This is a genomic window from Yeosuana marina (genome assembly GCF_011762485.1).
In the GTDB taxonomy this organism is placed as follows: Bacteria; Bacteroidota; Bacteroidia; order Flavobacteriales; family Flavobacteriaceae; genus Yeosuana; species Yeosuana marina.
The window spans coordinates 33768-54234 of sequence record NZ_JAAKGI010000008.1 but is presented as its reverse complement, the minus strand read 5'-3'; the positions used below and the strand labels follow the sequence as shown (position 1 = coordinate 54234).

Genomic DNA, 20467 nt, shown 5'->3' with positions numbered 1-20467 from the left:
TAGATCTTTAAATATAAAGTCTCATAATATTTAAAATATGCTTAAAATTAACTAAATGGACAGTAGGATGGACAGTAGGATGGACAAAACACATAAAAAAACATGTGCTAAGATGCCGTATAATTACATAAAAGTATAGATAAATGCTTAAAATAAGCGTTAAGCATGGGGGTTATTACATGAAAAATACAGTTAGCTAAATATGTAAGTTATTAATTATTAGATATTTAATAATAAAAAGGTACGTTTTAAGGTTTTAAAACTCTGTACAATTTGTTTTTATCGCATGGCATTGATACGAATGCTGGCTTTTACAAGTGCTAATGCTCTTACTTTTTTAAGTAGTACATCCTTTGGTTGATGATGTTGATTTTGCGATACCAACTTAATATACTGATCACCTTTTTCGGATTTCTGAATGTACTTAACACTAATGTATTCTTCACCTGAAACTTCTACTGAAACTAGATACATTTCTCCCCAAAATATTTCATTACTTATATCATGAATTTGTTTGTAAGCTATAATATCACCGCTTTTTAAAAGTGGATACATACTATCCCCAGTTACAAAAACAGCTCCATCACACTTTGGAAGATTAGGAATTCGAATTGTATCGATAGGCGTTTGGTCTCCTTGATTTTGAAATAACTCAACTAAACCAGCAGTAGCTTCTAAATTAAACAAAGGTATATTTTGAATGTCGTGATTTCTATCTGTTCTTAATTGATATACTTTTGTAGTTTCATTCAAGGTTTTTAAGTCTATTTCATTCTTGTAATTTAATTTTAAAGTATCATCAAAAATAGTATTCAAATCAAATCCTTTATCAATTAGAAAATCAATATACTTATTTGGTATAAATTTTTTATTTCCAGATTCTAATAAAGAGACATCTTTTTGAGTAACGCCTACGGATTCAGCAAAATCAGACTGACTCAAGCCTAACATCTCTCTAGCTTTTTTAATTTTTTCAAATGCATTCATAAAAAATTATTCAAAAAATGTATAATTAATTTTGGATATATACCTTTTTAGTATATATTTGTTTAAATATTTAAACCAAATGTATCAAAAAAAATTCATTCCATTTACAGAAGATGAAATAAGAATGGTAAATGCCAGTGCTTTAGCTAAGAAATTTAATTGTACAAGCATGTGGATTGGAAAGGTTTTAAAACTACAAGAGGAACCTGCCAATGAAAAATCTAAACGCATTATAGAAGCTGCAAGAGAAATTGTAAACATGTACGCAGCTTATTCCAGTAACAAAAACATATAATCTTATGGCTATTCCTAAATCAAGCAGTAAACCTACTATTGAACGCTTTGTAGCTGAACACGAAGCTAAACTCATATGGCACAAAACATTCATTAACTCAAAAAATCTTGAGTACAATACACCAGTAAACACTTTGTCAAAACTTAATTAAATCGTTTTTAATGTTTGAAAATTACCTAAATACAGTATGCGTTGACCAAGAGGTTTTTTATAAAGACCTATCGATACTTAGTTATGATAACTTTCAAAAATGGGTACAGCGTGGTAAAATAAATAGAGTCAGAACTAAGGGTAACGGCAGAACAGGCTTAATTGAATTTCAATCAGTTCCTGAAGATTTAAGACAACTGATCATTAGAAGTTATGGCAACCCCTATTTAACAGATGATAGAGAAACGTTTACCAATCAACTAGAATCCGATGAAGCTGCTATTGATTTCTTTAAATCGTTTAGATATGATACAGGATTAGGCATCAGCGACAAAAAGCAAGCCCAATACATCTGTGAAGCTGAGATACTTAATCTATACAATAAGATTGTACAAAACTACGAAGCCAAAATAAAAGACCAACGTAAAAAGAACAATAAAGGTGGTTTAAAAAAGAAGCTTTGCAGCATTATTAAAGACTTAAAAACAGAATGCTACCCAAACACCACTACTAAAAAATACCCTCATAATTTACCAACCAATGTTAGAGCTTTCGACAGAAAGTGTCAAGGCTATATTGATGAAGGTTATGAGTTTCTGGTACATAAAAACGCTGGTAATAAAGCAGCTCAAAAAATAAAAGGAGACATCGCTAACTGGATTATTGCGCAATACAGTATGCCTAACAAAGTGGTTGTGCCTGTACTACATAGTTTATACTTACGTGAAGCTGCTAAAAAAAGCTGGTGTGAACTTAGTGAAAGTGCTATTTACAAATGGCTTTACGAACCAGAACAGGAAAAACTATGGATGATTAGTCGTGATGGTATTGAAGCTTACAGAAACAAATACGGACACAAACTGGTACGTGATAAAGAGCAATGGTTTCCTAATGCGTATTGGGCAATTGATGGTTCTAAAATTGACTGGATGCATTATTACGATAATGATCTTGGTGCAGCTGCTAAACTAAAGATAGATCCTGTAATAGATGTATATAGTGAAAAAATTATAGGCTGGAGCTTTAGCGAAACCGAAAGCCATGTAGACCATTTTACAGCTGTTAAAATGGCATTTCAAGAATCGCAATCACGCCCTTACTTATTTACTTATGATGGACAATCTGGACATACTAGTAACCGTATGCAAGAACTGTACGGTAAAATGGTTGCCAAAAAAGGTGGTTTACATTACAAACATGCTGCTTATGAGCATAGCTCACCAGTGGAAGGTATTTTTAACCGCTTACAACAGCAAGTCATCAACTCGTGGTGGTTTAGTGATAAGCAATCGGTAAAGGTGCGTACCAACAACAATAAGCCTAACATGGACTTCTTGTTAAGCAACCTTTCTAAACTTCCAAAGAAAGAAGAATTGGTTAAAGCATGGGAATTGTGTGTACAGGAATGGAACGAAGCAACGCATCCAACTTTAAGAATACCACGTAATGAAGTTTATGCTCAAGAACCATTAATGCACGAGCCTATAAACTATCTAGACATGATAGATCTGTTCTGGTGCTATACTCCTGAACCTATTACTTACAAAGCCGATGGTATTAAAGTACAGATAGCTAATGAGAAATATCACTTTGAGGTTTATAACGTAAATGGCGACATCGATTTAAGATTTAGAGAACGCTGGGTGAACAAAAAATTCTTTGTGAAGTATGATCCTGACCAACTGGACAATTATGTGAGCCTGTACTTAAAGCTTCCTGATGGCGATAAACAATTTGTTGCCGATGCCCAACCAGTGCGTAAACAACAACAAATACCAGTGCTTATGACTGAGGGCGATAAATCGCAATTCACTAAAGATTACGAGGTACGCAAAAAAGAAGAAGCATCTGCAAAATCAACAATTCAACGCATACAACGAGAAACTGGCATTACTCCAGAACAACTGATAAAAGACCAAGAACTTAAAATAAAATTCGGAGGTAAACTACCAAAACAATTGCGCAATGAGGTAGAGTCTGAAGTTTATATCGATAGAATGTAAAACTAAAATTTATTCATTATGAATACCCAACAAAAAACACTTATTGCCAACGAGCTTTCAAGGCTTGCACAAAAAACGAGCCAAAACCACATGGCAAAATTGCTGGAAGTATCCACAGCATTGGTAAGTCAAGTTATCAATAATAACTGGAAGCTAATTAGCAATGAAATGTGGCGCATTATAGAGGCTAAATTATTTATAGACACGAATTGGAACACGGTTGAAACTACCAATTTTAAAATACTAAGTAGCTTATTAAAAAGCAGTCAAGATTTAGGTATTAGCATTGGCATTTCAGATACTCCTGGTAAAAGTAAAAGTGAAACTTACAAGCATTTTTGGAAAGCACATATTGGACAAAATATTTATGTGCAATGTAAAAACAGCTGGACAAAAAAAAGCTATTTAAAAAACCTGCTTGTAGCTAGTGGTCAAGAAAGCTATGGTAAAACTGAAGAATTACTAGAACGGTTTATAAATCATCTTAGATCAATTGATGCACCAAGCCTAACCCTAGATCAGTTCGACAAGCTTAAAGACCCACAACTTGATTTATTCATGGATTTGTACAACGATTTAAACGGTAAGTGTGGATTTGTAGTAAGTGGTGTAAAAGCCTTAGAAAAACGCATTTTAAAAGGTGTGCAGCGTGATAAAATAGGTTATGCAGAATTTTACAGTCGCATAGGTAAAAAATTCATCAAGCTAGACCATATCACTTATAACGATGTTGCATTGATTTGTAAAGCAAACGGCGTACAGGATAATGATGAGATTCTATTCATATATGAAAACTGCGAGGATGATTTAAGGCGTGTACGTAGAGATATTGATAAGTATAAACTAAAACAAAACTTAAAACAAACTGCCTAAAACCAAAATCCATTGAGACGACTTAAAAAAGCAGTTTCTATTGATGAGTTACTTAAAAAAAAGTTCATTGAAATACCTCTTACGGGACGATTTAGAGATTTACTTGGAAGACCAGAGGCCAGTGGCACATGGTTTATAAAGGGTAAAAGTGGTGAAGGTAAAACTACTTTCATGCTACAGTTGATAAAAGAGCTTACCAAGTTTGGAAACATTATTTACAACTCACTTGAAGAAGGCGCACGGTTAAGCATGAAAGAAGCTTTTAAAGAGCAAAATTTAACTAAAGACGAACGTAACAAAATAAAGCTACTACATAGAGAACCTATGGACGATATGCGGGAACGTTTAAAGCGTTCAAGAGGCATTCGGTTTGTGGTGATAGATTCTATACAATATGCTTTTATGACTTTAAAAGAGTATAAAGATATGCAAGCCGAAAACCCAAACATTGTATTCATAATTAACAGTCATGTTAAAGGTAAATATGCCATAGGAACATTAGCCCATGCCATTGAGTATGATGCCGATCAGAAAATAAATGTAGAAGGCTTTAAAGCTTTTTCAAGAAGTAGAGGTTCAAGAGGAAAAATAACCAAACCCTATACCATTTGGGAAGAAGGTGCTCAGAAATATTGGAACGATTTAAAATTATAGTATGAAAGCAATACAGGACATATTAAAAACAGACTACAAAACTTATGACGATTATAGGTTTAGTTATTTTTTTGAATGGTGTTTAAAGCAATGCACAGATCAATGTTTGCCTTTACAATCATTAGTTACTTCAAAACCACTTTACGATTGGTATTGCCAACAATGGCTTGGTGTGGTAGAGACGGCTTTTAAAAACGATTTTAAGGCTTATATACAAGCTAATGTTAATGATCCTAACACGTATTTAGAATTGTTGTCAGCCTATCCAAAAACCATCGAAGGATATTATCCTTCAGTCATACTATACATGATTAAGAATGAATTAAAGCCACAAAAAAAGAATGAGAACGTACACTAAAACAGAATTGGAAACCAAGGTTTCAAACTTTAATAAAGAATTATCAAATCCATTTTTAACAAAGAGCGAAAAAATAAGAATAGAAAGTGCCATCAAGTATTACATAACCAAACTAGCCGAATTAGACGAAACCCCAAACGCAAAAACCATTAAAGCATGACCAGAGGCAATTACTCAGAACACCTAAGAGCCATTTTATGTTATGACAGCATGGTGCAAGTTTTAGATATAGCCGATAGGTATTGGTTACACAGAGAAATAATATTAAACCATGGATACAGTACAGATCCAGCCACGGTAAACGACACTCAAGGCTATATTTTAGGTATTTCTCAATATATCGTAAATCATAAATGGAAACGCCCAGAGCTGAAATATAACAGTGCTAGAGAATTGGAAGTGTATGATGAAGCAAAAGAACTCTGGAAACCATTTAAACCTGAAGATTATGTGTAAGGACATCAAAAACATAGAAGTTATAGAACCCGAAATATTAACAATTAATTCAAACAAAAACATGAGTACAGACACACAAACATTAGATCCCTCAAAACTATCAACAGCCGAATTGGAAGCGTTGTTAAAACAACGAAAAGCCTCTGAACAAAAAAAATTAGCCAAAGAAAAGGAAGCCTATGAAAAGGATAGAGATGAAAAGGTTTTCAATATTATAACCACGGCTAAAACGCTCTTTAAAGAACTAAGTGAGTTTAAGGATTACTGCCACATTGAAATGGACAAACAAGCCATAAAATTGAGCGCATACGGTAAAATTAGAAGTAATAGTAAAGGTGGTTTTTCTGTAACAAATACAGATGATACCATGCGTGTAACACGAAGGAGAGATACAGAACCTGTTTGGGATGAACGCTCTGTTAAAGCCATAGAACTTATTAAGGAATTTTTAGGTGATACCATTAAAAAAAGAGATCTAAAACTTTATGAAATTTTACTGAGCTTCTTGGAACGAAATGCCAATGGCGATTTAGAATACAGTCGTGTTATGGATTTATACAAACATGAAGACAAGTATGATGATCCACGTTGGAAAGAAGGTTTACGCCTTATAAAGGAAAGCTTTAGTAATCATTTAAAGGGCTTTGGTTATGAGTTTAAAATGAAAGATGAATCCACTGGTAAATGGAGTAACATTTTATTGAATTTTTCAGGTCTTTAACATGGTACATATTGTTCAATGCGTAGATCATGAAATGTTTGTAAACGACAAACGAGTTTATTTAGATGGTAACGGTAACTGGATAGCTACTGAAGAATTAACGATAGCCGAACAAAAGGCATTTCAAAAACATATAAAAAGCGTTATATGACCTATAATCAAGCATCAAATAAGCTAATAGATTTGCTAAAAAAAAGGAATAAAACGATAGAGAGGTTAGGATATAATTCAAATAGATTACCTGAATTAAATGAAGCAATCGATATCTGTGAAAAATTAAGAACGTTAGCTGAAGAAACTGAAAAACTAACAAAAAAACTAAAAACCTTAGACGTATGATACAAGCCGATGCCCAACAAAAGAAAATCATTGCCATTTTAACCCATGGCGATAAAGAATTGAAAGCCGAATTGGTAATGCACCAAACAGGCGATTCTTTAAAGTGCAGCACTAACGATTTAACGTTTTATCAGGCCAATCAAATCATTCAGCAATTAGGAGGCACTCCAGTACCCAATAAATGGACACGATTTGATGCAAACAAAGCTTCACACAGAAATGTGTTGAGTCTATTAATGCAAAACGGTTGGCAGTTTTACCATCCAGAACAGCAACGTTACTATGCCGATATGAATGCTTTTGGTGGTTGGTTACAAACAAAAGCTCCAGTAAAAAAACCTTTAATAGATATGCAACCCCATGAAGTAAGCAAAACCATTTTTGCGCTTCAGCAAATGCAAAAAAAGGATATAAAAAAAACCTCAATGCGCCAACATTGAGGGTAAACAAAAACAATGTTTAATTAAAAACTGAAAATCAAAATTATGAAAACTATTAGAAACATCATTGTCATTATCATCATAGTTCTTGGTGCTATGTGTTTAGCACATGCCCAAGAAAAAACAACCATATCTGTTTTCCAAGATGCTAAACTTTTGGTAGCTGGAGACAATAAAGGCAACAAAGCTTTAACCCCAAATATTATTACTCGTTTAAACATGCAAGGAAATCAGCAGAAATGGGGTTACATGACCGTTTTTCCTGAGTTTGAATATGCTCAATTAAAAGGAGGTAATTATATACGCTATTCAGCTAACCTAGGTTACACTTTTAACAAGTTAGTTATAAAAAATACTGAAGCTGGAGCCTTTGCTGGTTGGGGCTGGATAGATAGAGAAAATTTTACATATCATTCCTGGTCTTTCTCTGGTGTTGTTAATTATAAAATAAGCAATGCCTTTAAAATATGTAGTATGGTTCAAATAACACAACGAAACGATTTAGAAATACCTGTATTTAGAACCAGTGGATTTGTTGGACTTGAAATATCCATTTACTAATGGCGGCGGATACTTACAATGTAGAATTAGCTCTATCAGTTTTAGTTGATATTGCTGCTAAACCAATTCAAGATGGAAAGGATGCCATGAATTTGGCTTATGAACTCAAACAATTTTTACTATGGCATGAGAAACAAGCTTTTGAGCGTGGTTATGAAGCTGCCATGAACGTACAAATACCTAATGAAATATGACACTGCTTTTAATTGTAATAGGCATTATGGCCATTATTGTTTTGGTCTTTTCATTGATAAGTTTTGATGATGAAGATCCTGATATGGATTGGTATGATAATTATGCCGTATTGGAATGCCCACATTTAAACAAAAGCCTTGTAACGGTGAGTAGTTCGGTTAATTGTGAAACCGTTCATACCGTTTGTGATGATTGTAGTAAAGTATTAAAAGTAGAACACGATTGTAGATGAAAATAGATATCAATATAAAAAAACAACAGCTTGATGCGATCATTACAAGCCTAAAACATGAAAGACCCGATATGTGGTTTACAGAGATTATAGAAAAAGTGTATTTCCATCTGTTTGCCGATGTTATGAAAAAACTGCTAAAAAAGCAAATAGATAAAGCTGATGACTTTAGCGGAAAACCCTTCAAATTAAGCCTAAAGTATCCCGATGCAGCAGCTTTATATAATGAACTAGATAAAGTTATATCAGATCACGATTACCGTATAAATGCATGTCGAACCATAAAAATGCAAATTCACGAAAAACTAGCATAATGGAAGAACTTTTTACCACCTATACTGTAACAGGATCTAACACTGCTATTGTATGGCAGTTTAAATATCGTTTAAATGGACTTTTAGCTGAGTTTAAACTGATTGAAGGCGAATTAGACCAGAAACAAATTAACTGGCTGTTTCTTAAAGGGGAATTCCCGTACTTAGAAAAACAGATTAAAGGCTGGAAATGTATTAAAAACTTCAAAATAGAAATTGGAGCTCCAGATTTAAGCTTTGAAACCTTTTGGGAACTATACAACCATAAATTAAAGAAAATTGATACTGAAAGACTTTGGAAAAAGCTATCAGAAAAAGACAAGATTGATGCTATTGTTTATATCAAAACATATAACAATTATTTAGCAAGAAAAGGAGTAGACAAAGCCAACCCATATAGATACTTAGGCAAACGATATTGGGAAGACAATCACGGAAGCATACATTAATAATTTAAAATCAATATATGAACACACTAAAAATCAACATTCCTGAAGGCTTTAAAATAAAGCAATTCGACGAAAAAACAGGAGAGGTATCTTTTGAACCGATACCAAAAGACATCAAGGAACGTATTCAAACGTTTCCCAATGTACTCAACTACCATAACATTATTGCTAGGGATTTTGCGCAACAATGTGATGAATTAGCACCCGATGAAGTAGCCTATCGTAAACTAAAACTTATAGCTCAAGCCTTAAACGAGGGTTGGACTCCAGACTGGACAGACAGTAATGAATATAAATACTATCCTTGGTTTGAAATGGGTTCTGCTTCGGGTGTCGGGTTCTCGTACGACGGCTACGATCACTGGTACTCGATTTCGTGTGTCGGCTCTCGCCTTTGCTTTAAATCAAGAGAATTGGCAGAATATGCAGGCAAACAATTCGAGGATATTTACAAAGAATTTTTAACTATAAAACAATAATAAAATGAACACAGAAAATTTAACAAAAGAAGACATCAAAACATTTGAAGACGCATGTGAAGTATTAAGTGTAGATCCTAATAATGCTATTCCCGATTTTTCAATGTTTCCAGAAAAGCATCAAAACGCCATGATATCCCATGCTAAACTCGTACTGATAGCTGAAGCCTTAAACACCATAGAAAACGGTGGTGAGCCATGGACACCAGATTGGACTAATGGCGAATGGGATAAATACTACCCTTGGTTTGATATGGATTCTGCTTCGGGTGTCGGGTTCTCGTACCTCGACTTCGTTCTCTGGCGCTCGATTTCGACTGTCGGCTCTCGCCTTTGCTTTATCTCAAGCAGTTTGGCACGATATGCAGGCAATCAGTTTATAGAACTTTACAAAGCGTATTTCACAGCTTAATTAATTAAGGTGGTGCAATGTGTGGTTGTAGTTCTGCTTCAGGTGTCAGGTTCTCGTACAACGACTACGATAACTGGAACTCGAATTCGAATGTCAGCTCTCACCTATGCTAAAATATAACATTGCAGACCTTGCTTACATAGCAAAAGATAACAATTTAAACCAAAGGCGTTGGTACAGAAATGGAAAGCGACTTTTTTAAAGCAAAGGCATGAAACGACAAAGTAATTTATACCAAAAGATAATAAGTATTGAAAACCTCAGACTGGCAGATCAAAAAGCCCGAAAAGGCAAACTAAACACATACGGTGTTAAATTGTTTGATTTGAATCCTGAAGGCAATTTTTTAATGCTAAATGAACTTTTAGCCAATAAAGGCTACAAAACTTCGGAGTATGATATTTTCACGGTTTTTGAACCCAAAGAACGTAAAGTTTATAGATTACCATACTTTCCAGATAGGGTCACGCATCACGCTATTATGAATGTTCTTGAGCCTATTTTTGTGTCCAATTTTACAGCTGACACGTATAGTTGCATTAAAGGTAAAGGCATCCATGCAGCTGCAAAAGCTGTTAAAAAATCGCTAAAAGATATTCCTGGTACAACCTATTGCTTAAAGCTTGATATCACTAAGTTTTACCCTAATGTAAATCACGAATGTTTAAAACAATTGCTTCGGAAAAAGTTTAAAGATGCCGATTTACTTTGGCTGCTTGATGAAATTATTGATAGTGCCGATGGCTTGCCAATTGGCAACTATTTAAGCCAATATCTTGCAAACTTTTACTTGTCATATTTTGACCATTGGATCAAGGAAACCAAAGCCGTTAAATATTACTTCAGATATGCCGATGATATGGTAATTCTTGCACCAAACAAACCGTATTTACATGAGCTTTTAAGCGACATTAAACACTATTTAAACACTAATTTAAAGCTTCAGGTAAAACAGAACTACCAAGTATTTCCTGTTGAAGCTCGTGGCATCGACTTTTTAGGTTACAAGTTCTACCACACACATATTTTATTACGAAAACAAATCAAAAAAAACTTTGCAAAAATGCTAAAGGAAAACCAAAACGAAGCTTCCATTGCTTCATATAAAGGCTGGACATCGCATTGCAACGCCAAACATTTAATAAAGACATTACTACCCAATGAACGCATTTAAAGATTTTAATATAAAACCCGAAATAAACTCTTTTACTGGAGATAAAATAAAGATAGACCGCATTATAAACGTGCCTATAACTATTCACGATTTTAAAATTGAAGCTTCCACAGTAAAAGAAGGTACAAAACGCTTAACGCTTCAAATAGAAAAGAACCAAACAAAGCACATCATTTTCACGGGTTCTAAAGTGTTACAGAAACAAATAGCTCAAGTGCCAAAAGATAAGTTTCCGTTTACGGCAACTATTATAAAAGACAACGAATATTTTGAATTTACATAAAACTTAAAAATATGGAAAAAGCAATTATAGTAAAAACCAAAACAGGCAAGAAAGGGTATATTTTTTATAAGGAAAATAACGATTTAAAAGCCGAAAAATTACAAGTAAAAATAATAGACAATCAATTTAAAGAAACTGGAGAAAAGTTATTGTGTACGCCTTCAAGTTTAACAGCCATTGGCTATAAAGATTAACCATGCAAACAAAAAAACAATCATTAATAGAAAGCCTAACCAATACTGCCATTGGTTTTGTTATAAGTTATGCCAGCACGTTTTTAATACTGCCCTTGGTTGGCTTAAAAACAAGTGCCGGTACAAACCTAATTATTACCGTTTATTTTACCATAATAAGTATTTTAAGAGGTTATGTGATTAGGAGGTATTTTAATAAAAAAAGATATAGCCAGTTACCAACGCTTTATTGTTTTAACTGCGAGGTTGAAAACCATGTAGTAGAACAAAAAGGACGCTTATTTTGTGCTGATTGTGGCTTGGTACACAAGAATAGCATATAAATTATAACCTGAAACACTAATAATTTAAATTATAACCTAAAACACTAATAATTATGATCAACAAATTAGCAATAGAAATCCACCAAAACGCCATAAGCAAGGGTTTTTATGAAAAGCCTACAAGCGTACCAGAAAAACTGGCATTGATACACAGTGAAGTAAGCGAAGCTTTGGAGGCTGATAGAGACAATGATTATACCAATTCAGAATTTAATGTTAGAGCATTAACTGAAGTACAATCTGATAAAAATTTTAAAGCCCTTTTTTCAAACAATGTAAGTCATAATTTTGAGGATGAATTGGCAGATATTGTAATTAGGGTCATGGACTTGGCAGTATCAAAAGGCATTGATTTAGAATCTCATATCATTGCTAAAATGCGTTATAATTCTTTAAGAGAGCATAAACATGGTAAGAAATACTAGATCATGTACAATAAACTAAGAGAACAATTATACATATGGAAACGAAACAACAGAGGTTGTCAACCATCAATGATTATAATGAACCCAAAAACTTATTTAGATTTAGAAAATGAAATAGGAAGGCTTATGCCAATAGACCCAACAAATGGAAAACCATTTCCTTATGAAGGAATTGAAATCTTAAGAAGCTATGATTTAGAAATTGGAATAATTAAAATAGGGTAAACCATGACACCTGAACAAAAAGAAAAACAAATACAATCCAGCCAAAACATACTTAATGCTATTCAAGGCACGGTAATTGGTTTAGAATCTATATATAACCATTTTGATGGCTATATGGACGTTGATAACAAACTTGATTATGTTGATATTGCAGATGGAGAAACGGAGGTGTTTGAAGACGAAGCAAATGGATTAAAAGATCATTACCTACCTCAAGCCGTAAAAGAAGCCCATAATAGATATGTAGCTCTTTTAAAAGAATGGAAACAACGTACAGGTATGCAGTTAAACGAATTGTTGCAGAATTAATTCCCTCGAATTCGAGGGTTTTATATATTTACTTACATTTATGTTTATAATGATGAAAAAACTAACTTTTATTATTTGTATATCAATACTCGGTTGTGGAAAAAGCCCAAAAAAACAAACGCAAATTTATGGACAACCAGAATGTACAGAAACCGTAAGCTTTATATTTAATATTGAAGATATGAGCATTGCTGAAGGTAAAAGAACGGTTGTAACGGTTAACGTTCCTGAAGGTGCTAATCTATCAAATGAAGCTTTAAAATTAGAGCTTAAATGCATTGCTTTATACGTAGCAAATAAAGAAAAACCAAAAGTGTTGGCTATTAATGTTTTTAAAGCTCCATTGAAAACTTATAAAACGTTTAAAGGAGATACCTATATGTGTAAAGTTGATTATGCTCCTGCTGGAGAATGGTCTAACATAAACGGTAAAGAACCCTATGATTTTAGCTTTATTGGATTGTAAAAATTAAACAAATACTCATGAAAAAACTACTACTATTAACTGCTTTCTTAATTGCAGCTTCAGTTCAATCACAATCATTAACCGAAATATACTCCCAGTACATTCAACCAAGATCATCGGCTGATGAGCTTCGTGAAGGCTTTAAAAAAGTTGAAGCTTTATGTGCCGTTACACCTCAAGAAAAATGCAACAAAGCAAAGGCATCAGCTTTATACTTGTTATGTGATGATTATTATGCAGCTGCATATCAAGTGTATCAAGTAGATCCTGAACTGGCTAAACCTATTTTAACCAAAGCTAAAACATTATTTACTCAAGCTAATGGTTATATGTCAATTGATGACTTTACTGAAGAACAGAAAAACATGATGCTGGACAGCAAGCTTCATTTTGAATCTGATCCACAGTTGAAAGACCTTTAATAACTCCTTTTGCAAAATTGGACAGTTTGTATTTACTTTGTAGTATGGCTGCCAAACATACAACCAACCAATTTTATGATACCGTTCGTAAAGAGCATGAACGCCTTACCAATGTTACGGAGTATGGCGTTCAAAAATATAATGATGAATGGATACGACGTAAACTTGCCAGTGTATTCTTCAGGGAGGTTAAAACCATAGAAGACATTATTTTTCAAAGAGTTTAATCCAACGCATAAGGCGTTTTATCATGCTCAATGGTTATGTCATTAATTTCATGATCGGCAAACTCCTTTAATGCTGAATAATCCATAAGCGTACATTCATAACTCATTCGGTATAAATTGCCAGCGTTACCAGTATCTACAGGCGCAAAACCCAAACGCCTCATACTACTAAAGTTTTCGCCTTCTGCACCATGAAACAACGCATTTATGTTGTCCATTAAATCAATAAATTCCAAAGCACTGTCTTGGTTAAATGCATCTTTATAGGTATCGGCAAAGGTTTCATAATATAGGTAAGCATCAACCTGTAGGTTTACTTTTTGTACTTTATTGCCAACATCTTCAGTACGCAAGGTTCTGTAGCTTAAAAATATGGCAGGCGTTGGAAATGGATGTTCTTCAGTTAAAAAATTAACCTGATTATGCCATAAATCAATCCAACGAATGGCAGGTATAGTATCGCTAATGGCCGTTGCGTGTTCTTTGTATAAGTCTTTCCAGTTTTGCATTTTAATAGTATTTTAAAGTTGTTTAAATCGTGTTATAATTTCGTTAATCACATGAGCATCCCAATCTCTTGTGAACGTCTCAGAATCTCCCATATATTGCCGTTTATCAATTTTTATGGTGAAGCGGTCTTTTTTTGTAAGAGCCATCCACTTCCATTTTTCGTTACCAGTGGCTTTAAACATTACCCAAAAAAACTTTCGGGAACGTTCTGTAATAGGAATGTTTAAAATACCACCTTCGTTATGTATGGCAGCATAAGGTGCATCTGCTTCAAAAACCACTTTGTCTTGAGTACTGGATGCCACATGCACACTATTGAATAAGTAATTGGTTACACGCAAAATATTGTAAGTGTCACTTTCTTTTTTAGGCAACCAAGCTTCAAAAGCAGCATCAGTAAAGCCTTCTTGATAAAAATTATTATGAATAAAATCCATACCCTGTTTTTCGGCATCGCTTTGCAGATCCTTTATAAGTTGTTGGCTCATAGCAAGAAAATCAGGTGATTTGTTAATTCTACTCATATTTTTTGTACATTTGCAGTGTAAGTAAGTTCGCGAGTAACTTCAAGAATACCCCTTACACCAAAGCAACTTTCGGGTTGCTTTTGTTATTTTATGGCACTTCGTTTAATGGATTCAATCGTTTTACGGTCTTTTGAAATCAATATCACTTCTTTGATGCTTTTATAATTTGTAGGCTTGCTTAAATGTTTTTTAATTTGCGTTTTTACTTCATCAAACGAATGTGGATTGTCTATCAGATCCACAACCACAACTTCACTACCTTGTTTTACGGCTTTGTTAAAAATGTTCCTAAAATTGAGCATTAATGGAGCTTTACGCTCAGCAAGCTTGTTATTGATTAAGTACTCAGGATTTTTAATGTTTTTCATGACCAAACCATCTAAATGCGGTCTTAATTTTACATTGCGTTTAAGTGTATTGGCAATTTGAACAGCATTGAAATAGTTTTCATAAAGGTCTTTTACATCAGCAAATGGATGTACAAAAACCTTGTTTCCTGAAGGTGATGTATAGCGAGCTTTACCATACCCTAAACGAAGCTTCATACTTTCAAAAGCCAACTTCATACGGTCTTCATCCTTTTTAGGAATTATAAAATATGGATGCGCTTGATTATTAAACACCTTACCCGTTTTACCAACGTTCACACTAAATTCAGGTTTCATAAAGCTTATATCTGGTGCCTCTTTTGAAGGATCTTGATTTGTCTGTACCACATAGCAACGGCAACGCCAATCGTTTGGTGGATAAATACTATCCCAAATAGGATCATCGATATGAGCAATGAAACCATGAAGAGCTTGATGTTCATCACGTACATGGTCATCACCAACGGTCATGTACTTTAAGTACGGATAACGTTCTTTATTGCGCTGAAACCCTTCCCATTTAGCTGCCATTTGCCCTGAAGCTTTAGCAGTTTGGTATTCAGCCTGTAAATAGTTTTGATTGTACTTAGGATGCTTTTCAAGAACCAACTGTTTAAAGTCGTTAAATGAACGTTCTTTGCCATTTTCATCAACTAAATAACTGTTGTATTCCGCTAATTGCTGATAGGTTTTAGCAGCGGAAAACTGGTAAATGTTTTGCTGAAGCCTTTGAACCGTTGGTGTATTTTGCTTATTGTACTGGTAGTACTTAGCACCATAACCATCAGCAACACCATTGTTTAAAGTGTCGTAGGTTTTTTGAACCAGTTCCTGGTCTAAATCCGATGGCTTTAATTTACCAGTATGAAGCTCTTTTGCAATACGCTCAATAACGGTGTTCCATGGTTGTAAATTAATGGCAACGGGTTCTGGAAGTGCATGACTGCATCGAGGCGCATTATAATACGCCTCAATTTGTTTAAAAGCGTTTACTTTAGACTTTTTTTTTTAGTAGTTGGATTGGTTTCTTGAGTAGAATTGACAGCTGCAACACTTTGTTTTACTGCTGTAATTGGTAATCCAGTTTTATTGACAAGCTCATCAACATCAAACTCATAAAACGTGCTTAAATCTTTTACAGCTTCTAACAGCTCTTTAAGTGTTAAGCTTTCGGAATCATCCCATTCAAACTTTAAATTAGCAAGCATGGAATATGCTGGAGATAGCTTAACCAATCTAGGAATAAGCTCGTTATTAATAATGACCTTGACAAAAAACTTATCCAGTTTATGCTTGGTAGCTAAAATGGCAGCATGTACATTGGCAGCTCCAACATAAGCTTTAGGATCGCTTGTACCAGTGGCACCTACAATGCGTTTACTCATTTCACTATTGGCACGCTCAATAAGGTTATCAAACACTTCATAGTTGCCACTTCCTGTATCTTTTCCAATCTCAAAAGTTTCCTGTCCACGCCCAACCATAAAGTTGTTAGACTTGAAGTTTAACAAGGCTTCGTAGAGTTGGTCTAAACGTTCCTGGTCTTCACGATCTGTAATGGCAAAAATAGAAGGCACACCATATTTCTCAATATAATCCAGCCAACTACCTACACCCAATTTTTTAGCCAAAACAATCGGTGCTAATTGCGCCAACATGCCTAAAAAGTTATCCTTACCAACTTGAATATATTGATCGGCAAACATACCTTCTTTGTAGTTCCAACCTTCAGTACTTCCAGCTTCTTTTACAATAAGACCTTTGCTTGGTATAATGTTGCTCATAGGTATTTCAATCACATCTTTTAAAAGCATGGTTTCAGGATCTACCTCATAGAGTTCAATAACCTTTGTACCTTCCCATTTAGAAGACATGCACATACCCACAAAATCGATATACCATTGTGCCTCAAATAAGGTTTTAGCATCTTCATTTTCATTGCCATTTGCATCGGTAAACTTAAAATCTGCACCTTGTACCGGTTCGGTTCGGTTTTCAAACTGTGAGACTAAATGATTATCTAGCTTTAAGTTTTTGTACAGTTTATCCAGTTCGGCACGACTAGGCTCATCAGGATCACTAGCAAGTAACAATGCCATTTTCCACTGGTCTAAAGTTTGCGCCTGCATGGTAATGGCTTCTTTAACCGTTTTATCGGAAATTCTATTACTGCTACCAGATTTAGTGGCAGCTACCACTCTTAATAAACGTTCGTCGCTGTTTTTAAACACGTACTTTGCTAGTGGATTGTATATAAATTGAGGTAATTTCATTAGATATAAAAGTTTTCGTTTTTGTTATTGCCCCAAAGTGTATCACCGCTTGGAGCTCCATATGTTGGCGAATTTAATGGCAGTTCTAATACCAATCGCCCTGCATTGATTTTCTCGAGCTGCTTCATAGCCCAATCAAAATCTTCTTTAATATCGGTTGGAAGTTTTCTAGCTGCATTACGCCCAAATATCTTGCAGGTCGTGAGCTTGGTTATTATTTCAACCAAAAACTCATCTTTAATAGGTGTGGTTTCATCAAAAATAGTATCGACATCGTAACGTCCTTTGAGCATGGTTTTAGCAATACCAATGCTTTTTAATTCGGCTTTATCTTTTACCGTTGGAAAGTCGCTGGTACTTTCGGTAATAAACCGTTCAAAGCTTTCGGTTTTTAAATCGTCTTCAGTTATGTAAATCATATGCGTTCGTTTTTGCCCTTCATTCGTCCAGATTTTAATTTTCCTTTTCCAGATCCTTTCGGGATATATTTGCTTAATCTAGTTATAGCTTGATGGTCAGCATCAGGCGCATCATCTTTAGTTTTATATCCTGGTCCAAAACCATAGTATTGATCCAATCCTATTAGTTGACTTGTATTGCCTTTTAATTGTTCATTCCACCATATCCTGCCATTCTGCCAATATGATTGTAGAGACTCAATACGATCATACTTTTTAGTTTTTGGAGTATCTATTTGATACAGTAATAAGTTTGTACCAGCAGCTTCTTCAGCTTCTTCAATAGTCCTTTCAACTTCATCGTTCCAAAATTGAGATTCATATTGCCAATGGATAATAACTGTCTCTGGAAGGTTTTTATTTATGTAGCACATAAAGTCAAGTGCAGCGCGCATTTTACACTGCTTTACAAAACCATTTATATATTGGAAATCTTTATCTTTAAGCCCCCATATACGAACTGCATTATAGTCAGATTTGGGTTTACCAGAATAAGCTACATCCCAATGACCAACAATAGTTTTATAGCTATTTAATTTTGGTATTAATCTGTATTGTACATCTTCAGGTAGAAATATTGTTCCTCTTTTAGAAACTTCATGACAATATTCTGCAAGAGCAGCGGCTCTTCCCATTTTCTTTTCCTTTTTACGGAAATATTCATTGTCATATTTTTGATACCATGTTGGTTCATATGTAACAGAATCATATGCAACTACTTCATCAACATACCAGTCTTCATGACGTTCTGCCAATTTTTTAATAAACATTTTATCTGCAAACCAGTTGTTGGAAATTGTTGCTCTTTCAAATTCACCATCCATTGCAGGCAATAATTCACCTTCAAACCATTCAACATGTTCTGTTTGTATGGTTTCATTTTTGATAGTTTTTTTTGTTTCTAAATCATCACAATTAACATGATCAGGGCGTTTTTCCTTAACTCTCAATCCTCTACAACTTTGACCTAAGCCTAAAGCCTGTCCAATAAACCCTCCTTTTGTAATAAAAAATCCGTCTTCCCAAGAACCAATTTGTCTTTGTTCTCCAAAATCATGTATAATTCTTGGATTACCTTCAAATTCAGCTCTTATATCTTCTAAAAGTTGTTGCGCACGTTTTTCATTTTGACCTATTAAAACAAAATATTTTTTGCCTTCATTCATCCACAGCCAAAAAGGAATTAGAACATTATTCCAAACAGACTTAGCTTGACCACGTCCCCATTTTGCAAAGCCTATAAATTCTTTATTGCTTTTTACTTTATTAGCCCAATTAATCTGAAAATCTGCACATTCACTTGTTGCATAATGAGGGAAATAATACTGCACCATGAATTTAACGTCAGTCTTAGCTCGTTCAATTCTAGCCTTTTGTTCCGCTTTGGTTTCAAAAGGATTGACTTCGCCAGCACTACGTGCAAACTCTAACCGCTTTTTATAGCGGTCTAATGCTATTTTATCGCTTCTTTTCACTTCGGTTTAGAATCGGGTTTTTGTCTAGTTTATAAGTGATTTTGTTTAATTTGAAATTGTAATATAGGTTCGAAATAAACAGCGTTTTACTGGCTTTTTTCCCTTGATATTCAAAAGCATCACCAACTTTATAGCCTGTGCCTTTTCTAATGAAATATGAACCTAGTTCTAAGAAATACTGTTCTTTTGGAGCTCTGTGTTTTAACAGGCCTACGAGTCTTTTTATGATCATCCTATTTGTATGCTTACTTTATTAATGTGCTGTTCTTGAAAATCGAGTGTTGCCATGTATATAGCTTGGTCATAGCCTTGTAAATCTTTAAAAATCTCGTCCATAACATGCAGGTAGTTTGATAAGGATACTTTATTCTCTTTATCAAAATTTTCAAGTGTTTTGTTCCACTTGCTTATGGCATCATCATAACCAACAATTTCTTTTTTAATATCAGAAATCATGGTTCTGGTTAACGTAGCTTCGTCAGTATCTTTATTGGCAACCGCTTCTTTTAACTCCTTTTTAAGTTCGTTTAATCGAGTTCGTGCAGATGATCTGTCTTCAGTAATATCATCAATAACACTCTTAATATTATCGATGCGTTTATCTACTGCATTTTCACGGGCATTGCGTTCTTCTTTCCAACCATATTTTTTAACCCAATCACCAACTGTTTTCTCCGTTAGGTTTAGTTTTTCGGCTATTTCTTTGGCGGTTTTATTTTGTTCGGTGTACCAAATTCGTGCTATGCTTCTTTCCTTGTCTTTTGCCATGAGTACTCAATATTACAAGGCAAATATCCAATAGTAGCATTGCTTTATGAATTTGCGATTCCGAATCGGTAAGCCATGGTTACTAATTCGGTATGCTGTAGTTACCGATTCGGAATGTCGAT

38 protein-coding genes are annotated in these 20467 nt (G+C 34.3%); 29 read left to right on the top strand and 9 right to left on the bottom strand.

The genetic code is table 11. From position 1 onward, the window contains the following. Positions 1-279 precede the first annotated feature (279 nt). Positions 280-987, bottom strand: coding sequence for a helix-turn-helix domain-containing protein (locus G5V56_RS10500; RefSeq protein ID WP_240911297.1), 708 nt, complete (start codon positions 985-987; stop codon positions 280-282). A gap of 79 nt (positions 988-1066) precedes the next feature. Between G5V56_RS10500 and G5V56_RS10495 the strand changes: the two genes are divergently transcribed. From G5V56_RS10495 to G5V56_RS10355, 29 genes are all read left to right on the top strand, one after another. After that, the gene (locus G5V56_RS10495) at positions 1067-1282 is read left to right on the top strand and encodes a hypothetical protein (RefSeq protein WP_166964697.1); all 216 of its coding nucleotides are present in this window, start codon (positions 1067-1069) and stop codon (positions 1280-1282) included. Between the two features lie 4 nt (positions 1283-1286). Beyond that, positions 1287-1433 (top strand): hypothetical protein, encoded by a 147-nt coding sequence (locus tag G5V56_RS10490; RefSeq protein WP_166964695.1) that lies wholly within the window; start codon positions 1287-1289, stop codon positions 1431-1433. Positions 1434-1443: 10 nt separating this feature from the next. After that, positions 1444-3435 carry a hypothetical protein gene (locus G5V56_RS10485; RefSeq protein ID WP_166964694.1) on the top strand — a complete coding sequence of 664 codons (1992 nt, stop codon included), beginning with the start codon at positions 1444-1446 and terminating at the stop codon, positions 3433-3435. An 18-nt stretch (positions 3436-3453) separates the two neighbouring features. Next, positions 3454-4308 (top strand): AAA family ATPase, encoded by an 855-nt coding sequence (locus tag G5V56_RS10480; RefSeq protein ID WP_166964692.1) that lies wholly within the window; start codon positions 3454-3456, stop codon positions 4306-4308. 12 nt (positions 4309-4320) lie between these two features. Further along, a complete protein-coding gene (locus G5V56_RS10475; protein WP_166964690.1) occupies positions 4321-4962 on the top strand; it encodes a P-loop NTPase family protein in 642 nt (213 codons plus the stop codon). A gap of 1 nt (position 4963) precedes the next feature. After that, positions 4964-5320 carry a hypothetical protein gene (locus G5V56_RS10470; protein ID WP_166964688.1) on the top strand — a complete coding sequence of 119 codons (357 nt, stop codon included), beginning with the start codon at positions 4964-4966 and terminating at the stop codon, positions 5318-5320. Continuing rightward, the gene (locus G5V56_RS10465; RefSeq protein WP_166964686.1) at positions 5304-5480 is read left to right on the top strand and encodes a hypothetical protein; all 177 of its coding nucleotides are present in this window, start codon (positions 5304-5306) and stop codon (positions 5478-5480) included. Before G5V56_RS10470 ends, G5V56_RS10465 begins: the two co-directional genes overlap by 17 nt. Then, positions 5477-5776 (top strand): hypothetical protein, encoded by a 300-nt coding sequence (locus G5V56_RS10460; protein ID WP_166964684.1) that lies wholly within the window; start codon positions 5477-5479, stop codon positions 5774-5776. Before G5V56_RS10465 ends, G5V56_RS10460 begins: the two co-directional genes overlap by 4 nt. Next, positions 5769-6497: a DUF3164 family protein gene (locus G5V56_RS10455; RefSeq protein ID WP_166964682.1), complete on the top strand. Its 729-nt coding sequence runs from the start codon at positions 5769-5771 to the stop codon at positions 6495-6497. The genes G5V56_RS10460 and G5V56_RS10455 overlap by 8 nt, the downstream gene beginning before the upstream one ends. Before the next feature lies 1 nt (position 6498). Next, on the top strand, positions 6499-6648 hold the full coding sequence (locus tag G5V56_RS10450) for a hypothetical protein (RefSeq protein WP_166964679.1): 150 nt from the start codon (positions 6499-6501) through the stop codon (positions 6646-6648). Then, on the top strand, positions 6645-6836 hold the full coding sequence (locus tag G5V56_RS10445) for a hypothetical protein (protein WP_166964677.1): 192 nt from the start codon (positions 6645-6647) through the stop codon (positions 6834-6836). Before G5V56_RS10450 ends, G5V56_RS10445 begins: the two co-directional genes overlap by 4 nt. Next, positions 6833-7276, top strand: coding sequence for a hypothetical protein (locus G5V56_RS10440; protein ID WP_166964675.1), 444 nt, complete (start codon positions 6833-6835; stop codon positions 7274-7276). The genes G5V56_RS10445 and G5V56_RS10440 overlap by 4 nt, the downstream gene beginning before the upstream one ends. Positions 7277-7321: 45 nt before the next feature. After that, positions 7322-7837, top strand: coding sequence for a hypothetical protein (locus G5V56_RS10435; RefSeq protein WP_166964673.1), 516 nt, complete (start codon positions 7322-7324; stop codon positions 7835-7837). Beyond that, entirely contained in the window at positions 7837-8031 is a 195-nt protein-coding gene (locus G5V56_RS10430; RefSeq protein ID WP_166964671.1) for a hypothetical protein, read from the top strand. Before G5V56_RS10435 ends, G5V56_RS10430 begins: the two co-directional genes overlap by 1 nt. Further along, positions 8028-8264 (top strand): hypothetical protein, encoded by a 237-nt coding sequence (locus G5V56_RS10425; protein WP_166964669.1) that lies wholly within the window; start codon positions 8028-8030, stop codon positions 8262-8264. The genes G5V56_RS10430 and G5V56_RS10425 overlap by 4 nt, the downstream gene beginning before the upstream one ends. Then, a complete protein-coding gene (locus G5V56_RS10420; RefSeq protein WP_166964668.1) occupies positions 8261-8578 on the top strand; it encodes a hypothetical protein in 318 nt (105 codons plus the stop codon). Before G5V56_RS10425 ends, G5V56_RS10420 begins: the two co-directional genes overlap by 4 nt. Then, complete coding sequence (locus G5V56_RS10415; RefSeq protein WP_166964666.1) at positions 8578-9027, top strand: hypothetical protein; 450 nt, start codon at positions 8578-8580, stop codon at positions 9025-9027. Before G5V56_RS10420 ends, G5V56_RS10415 begins: the two co-directional genes overlap by 1 nt. A gap of 17 nt (positions 9028-9044) precedes the next feature. Next, positions 9045-9506, top strand: a complete 462-nt coding sequence (locus G5V56_RS10410; RefSeq protein ID WP_166964664.1) for a hypothetical protein — start codon at positions 9045-9047, stop codon at positions 9504-9506. Positions 9507-9510: 4 nt separating this feature from the next. Further along, the gene (locus G5V56_RS10405; RefSeq protein WP_166964662.1) at positions 9511-9918 is read left to right on the top strand and encodes a hypothetical protein; all 408 of its coding nucleotides are present in this window, start codon (positions 9511-9513) and stop codon (positions 9916-9918) included. Positions 9919-10129: 211 nt separating this feature from the next. Then, positions 10130-11092: an RNA-directed DNA polymerase gene (locus G5V56_RS10400; protein WP_166964660.1), complete on the top strand. Its 963-nt coding sequence runs from the start codon at positions 10130-10132 to the stop codon at positions 11090-11092. After that, positions 11079-11375 carry a hypothetical protein gene (locus G5V56_RS10395; RefSeq protein WP_166964658.1) on the top strand — a complete coding sequence of 99 codons (297 nt, stop codon included), beginning with the start codon at positions 11079-11081 and terminating at the stop codon, positions 11373-11375. Before G5V56_RS10400 ends, G5V56_RS10395 begins: the two co-directional genes overlap by 14 nt. An 11-nt stretch (positions 11376-11386) precedes the next feature. Next, positions 11387-11569 carry a hypothetical protein gene (locus G5V56_RS10390; RefSeq protein WP_166964656.1) on the top strand — a complete coding sequence of 61 codons (183 nt, stop codon included), beginning with the start codon at positions 11387-11389 and terminating at the stop codon, positions 11567-11569. A gap of 2 nt (positions 11570-11571) precedes the next feature. After that, positions 11572-11892: a DUF7220 family protein gene (locus G5V56_RS10385; RefSeq protein ID WP_166964654.1), complete on the top strand. Its 321-nt coding sequence runs from the start codon at positions 11572-11574 to the stop codon at positions 11890-11892. A 53-nt stretch (positions 11893-11945) separates the two neighbouring features. After that, positions 11946-12317 (top strand): nucleoside triphosphate pyrophosphohydrolase family protein, encoded by a 372-nt coding sequence (locus tag G5V56_RS10380; protein WP_206285895.1) that lies wholly within the window; start codon positions 11946-11948, stop codon positions 12315-12317. 3 nt (positions 12318-12320) lie between these two features. Continuing rightward, entirely contained in the window at positions 12321-12542 is a 222-nt protein-coding gene (locus G5V56_RS10375; RefSeq protein WP_166964652.1) for a hypothetical protein, read from the top strand. A gap of 3 nt (positions 12543-12545) precedes the next feature. Further along, positions 12546-12851 (top strand): hypothetical protein, encoded by a 306-nt coding sequence (locus G5V56_RS10370; RefSeq protein WP_166964650.1) that lies wholly within the window; start codon positions 12546-12548, stop codon positions 12849-12851. Between the two features lie 52 nt (positions 12852-12903). After that, positions 12904-13317, top strand: a complete 414-nt coding sequence (locus tag G5V56_RS10365; RefSeq protein ID WP_166964648.1) for a hypothetical protein — start codon at positions 12904-12906, stop codon at positions 13315-13317. A 17-nt stretch (positions 13318-13334) separates the two neighbouring features. Next, a complete protein-coding gene (locus G5V56_RS10360) occupies positions 13335-13739 on the top strand; it encodes a hypothetical protein (RefSeq protein WP_166964646.1) in 405 nt (134 codons plus the stop codon). Positions 13740-13783: 44 nt separating this feature from the next. After that, positions 13784-13966, top strand: a complete 183-nt coding sequence (locus tag G5V56_RS10355; RefSeq protein WP_166964644.1) for a hypothetical protein — start codon at positions 13784-13786, stop codon at positions 13964-13966. Here the strand turns inward: G5V56_RS10355 and G5V56_RS10350 are convergent. From G5V56_RS10350 to G5V56_RS10315, 8 genes are all read right to left on the bottom strand, one after another. Then, entirely contained in the window at positions 13963-14475 is a 513-nt protein-coding gene (locus G5V56_RS10350) for a hypothetical protein (protein WP_166964642.1), read from the bottom strand. The genes G5V56_RS10355 and G5V56_RS10350 overlap by 4 nt on opposite strands. 12 nt (positions 14476-14487) lie before the next feature. Then, a complete protein-coding gene (locus G5V56_RS10345) occupies positions 14488-15000 on the bottom strand; it encodes a phage virion morphogenesis protein (RefSeq protein ID WP_166964640.1) in 513 nt (170 codons plus the stop codon). A gap of 86 nt (positions 15001-15086) precedes the next feature. Then, the gene (locus G5V56_RS10340; protein WP_166964638.1) at positions 15087-15980 is read right to left on the bottom strand and encodes a phage minor head protein; all 894 of its coding nucleotides are present in this window, start codon (positions 15978-15980) and stop codon (positions 15087-15089) included. A 380-nt stretch (positions 15981-16360) separates the two neighbouring features. Then, the gene (locus G5V56_RS10335; protein ID WP_166964636.1) at positions 16361-17644 is read right to left on the bottom strand and encodes a phage portal protein family protein; all 1284 of its coding nucleotides are present in this window, start codon (positions 17642-17644) and stop codon (positions 16361-16363) included. Continuing rightward, on the bottom strand, positions 17644-18063 hold the full coding sequence (locus tag G5V56_RS10330; protein WP_166964634.1) for a DUF1320 family protein: 420 nt from the start codon (positions 18061-18063) through the stop codon (positions 17644-17646). The genes G5V56_RS10335 and G5V56_RS10330 overlap by 1 nt, the downstream gene beginning before the upstream one ends. After that, complete coding sequence (locus G5V56_RS10325) at positions 18060-19577, bottom strand: hypothetical protein (protein ID WP_166964632.1); 1518 nt, start codon at positions 19575-19577, stop codon at positions 18060-18062. Before G5V56_RS10325 ends, G5V56_RS10330 begins: the two co-directional genes overlap by 4 nt. Then, positions 19561-19809, bottom strand: coding sequence for a hypothetical protein (locus G5V56_RS10320; RefSeq protein WP_166964630.1), 249 nt, complete (start codon positions 19807-19809; stop codon positions 19561-19563). Before G5V56_RS10320 ends, G5V56_RS10325 begins: the two co-directional genes overlap by 17 nt. Further along, entirely contained in the window at positions 19806-20345 is a 540-nt protein-coding gene (locus tag G5V56_RS10315) for a terminase gpP N-terminus-related DNA-binding protein (RefSeq protein WP_166964628.1), read from the bottom strand. Before G5V56_RS10315 ends, G5V56_RS10320 begins: the two co-directional genes overlap by 4 nt. Between the last annotated feature and the right edge of the window lie 122 nt (positions 20346-20467).